The sequence below is a fragment of the Oerskovia sp. NPDC056781 genome (assembly GCF_042789955.1).
GTDB classification, from domain to species: domain Bacteria; phylum Actinomycetota; class Actinomycetes; order Actinomycetales; family Cellulomonadaceae; genus Oerskovia; species Oerskovia rustica.
The window spans coordinates 1-2,950 of record NZ_JBHUAD010000344.1 but is presented as its reverse complement, the minus strand read 5'-3'; the positions used below and the strand labels follow the sequence as shown (position 1 = coordinate 2,950).

Here is a 2,950-nt window from a genome sequence, read left to right as displayed (position 1 = left end):
CGGCACCACCACGGTGCCGGGCCCTTCGGCATGGTCACCGCCATTCCCCGGCAGTGGGCTCCGCGCGCCGCTCGGGCCCGGCCGGGCGGCCGTCGAACGTCTCGTGCCCGGGGTCCTCCCGACCGGCTGTCCCGCCCTGCCGCGACGAGGTGCGGGCGGCCGTGGCTCGCTCCGCGCCGGTGACACGTCCTCGTCACGGTGGCCTGGAACCCCTCGCCGACGGCCCACGAACCGCCTCGGGCGACAGTTTGTGCTCTCAAATCGACAGGTTGTGCAGAACGGGCCGGAGCCCGTCGTGAACCGCGCTGTGATGAGTCCGCTGGGCTCCGCTGATGGGACATCGCTTGTGCCATACGCAGCGCAGCTTTCGTCCGGGCCGGACTCGACTCCGATGTCGACCAGGCCCGCACGACCGATGTTGCCACGAGGGGGCATCTAGGGCGCGGCAGCACTTGAAGAGTCGAAGGAGACACACGTGTACACCCGCAAGCGCGACGAAATGGGATGTCGATGAAGACTACGGCTACGGCACGACGAGGCCAGATGAAGACCAGAGGGGTCAGGGGCGCGGCAGCGCTCTCGGCGATCGCCCTGATCGCGGTTGCGGGTTGCACCAGCGGCACCTCCGACGAGAACGAGTCCAAGAGCGGGAACGCCTTCACCACCCGTGAGGTCACCGACGGCAAGACCGACTTCGTCGTCGTCACGAACCCCGGCGACGGACCGGTCCTCTCCTACGGCGCCGACAGCGGGATCGAGCTCCTGACGGAGGAGGTCGACGGCAAGAAGTCCGCGTTCAAGGACATGAACGGCAACGGGAAGCTCGACACCTGGGAGGACTGGCGCGAGACCGCTCAGGACCGCGCAGCCTCCCTGAGCGAAGAGCTCTCGATCGAGCAGATCGCCGGCCTGATGCTGTTCAGCTCGCACGAGCGCTCCCAGGCGGACGGGCTCACCGACGCGCAGAAGGAGTACCTGAAGGACTCCAACCTGCGCAACGTGCTGCACGCCGGCGCGAGCGACGCCGAGGCGACGGTCAAGTGGGCGAACGCGATGCAGGCGTACACGGAGACCCTCGCGACCGAGGGCACCCCGTACGTCCCGGTGAACTTCGCGTCCGACCCGCGCTCGACCGCGGGCTCCGGCGGCTACAACGCCGAGGGTGCGGACATCTCGCGCTGGCCGTCCAACCTGGGCCTCGCCGCGACGTTCAACCCCGAGCACACCAAGAACTTCGGCGAGATGTCCTCGGCGGAGTACCGTGCGCTCGGCCTGACGACGGCCCTGTCGCCGCAGATCGACCTCGCGACCGAGCCGCGCTGGCTGCGCGTCGGCGGCACTTTCGGCGAGGACGCGGACCAGAACACCGAGCTGGCCGCGGCATACGTCGACGGCTACCAGGGCAGCGAGGGCAAGGACCAGTGGGGTCCGGAGTCCGTCAACGCGATGATCAAGCACTGGTCCGGTGACGGTCCGGGCGAGGGCGGCCGCGAGGGTCACACCGACGCCGGCAAGTACGGCGTGTACCCGGGTGACAACATCGCGGCGCAGCAGCAGGCGTTCCTCGGCTCGCTCGACTCCGCGGCGGTCATGACCGCCTACTCGATCGCGCTCGACGCGAACGGTGACCCGAAGTTCACCGACCGCACGGGCACGGCGTACGACCAGGACCGCATGGACCAGCTCCGCAAGGAAGCCGGCTACGAGGGCGTCGTGGTCACCGACTGGGGCGTCATGAGCGGCGCCAACGACGAGGGCGAGATGTTCGGCATGGCCTGGGGTGCCGAGGACCTCACCCCGGCCGAGCGCTACCTCAAGGTGCTGGGCACCGGTCACGACATGTTCGGTGGCGTCAACGACGCGACGCACATCCTCGAGGCCGCCGACCTGTGGCAGCAGAAGTTCGAGGCCGGTGAGCTCGAGGAGGACGCACAGACCCGTTTCCAGGAGTCCGGTGCTCGCATCCTCACGATGTTCTTCAACCCGGGCCTCTACGAGAACCCGTTCCTCGACCTCGAGCAGTCGAAGTCGGTCCTCGCGAGCGACGACAAGGTCGAGGCGGGCTACGCGGCCCAGCTCGACTCGGTCGTGATGCTGAAGAACGACGGCGAGACCATCTCGGCCGCGGACGCCGCGGACTGGAAGGACAAGACCGTCTACATCCCTCGCAACTTCAACACCGGCTTCCCGAGCGCGTTCGGTCCCGGTGAGTACACCGAGGCGCCGAGCATCGACATCGAGACCGCCGAGAAGTACTTCGGCAAGGTCGTCACCGACGAGGCCGTGACCGACGCCGAGGGCGTCGTGACCAGCTACACCGCTCCCGACCTCACCGACGTCGACGTCGTCCTCGTGGGCATGGACTCCCCGGACAACGGCGGCAACTTCTCCAACATCGGTCACGACCTGGAGAACGACACCTGGTACCCGCTGTCGCTGCAGTACCGCCCGTACACGGCTGACGGCGAGCACGTCCGCAAGGTCTCGCTCTCGGGCGACATCCTGGCCGACGGCACCAAGCAGAACCGCTCGTACTTCGGCAACACCTCGAAGATCGCGAACGAGTCCGACCTGGACGCGTTCGAGCGTGCCACGGCTGCCGTCGAGGCGACCGGCAAGGACATCCCCGTGATCACGGTCCTCAAGGCGATCAACCCGGTCGTGCCGGCGGAGTTCGAGGGCAAGTCCGACGCCATCGTCGTGGGCTTCGGCACCAGCGACCAGGCGCTCATCGAGGTCGCGCTCGGCCTCTACGAGCCCCAGGGTCGCCTGCCGATCCAGTTCCCCAAGGACATGGACACGGTCGAGGCTCAGCTCGAGGACGTCTCGAAGGACATGACGCCCTACACGGACGCGGCGGGCAGCACGTACGACTACGGCTTCGGCCTGAACTACGCGGGGCCGATCACGGACTGACGGCAACGCACGGGTGGCCGGCGGCGCGAGCCCT

Annotated in this window: 1 protein-coding gene; it reads left to right on the top strand. The window is 68.2% G+C overall.

Going from position 1 to position 2,950, the window contains the following annotated elements; all coding sequences use genetic code 11:
• The first annotated feature begins 543 nt into the window (after positions 1 to 543).
• On the top strand, positions 544 to 2,916 hold the full coding sequence (locus ACFRCR_RS18105; protein WP_377679528.1) for a glycoside hydrolase family 3 N-terminal domain-containing protein: 2,373 nt from the start codon (positions 544 to 546) through the stop codon (positions 2,914 to 2,916).
• Positions 2,917 to 2,950: the final 34 nt, after the last annotated feature.

Bases quoted from the DNA above. Each gene is read 5' to 3' on its own strand.
- ACFRCR_RS18105 (WP_377679528.1), top strand. From the start codon at position 544: ATGAAGACCAGAGGGGTCAGGGGCGCGGCAGCGCTCTCGGCGATCGCC.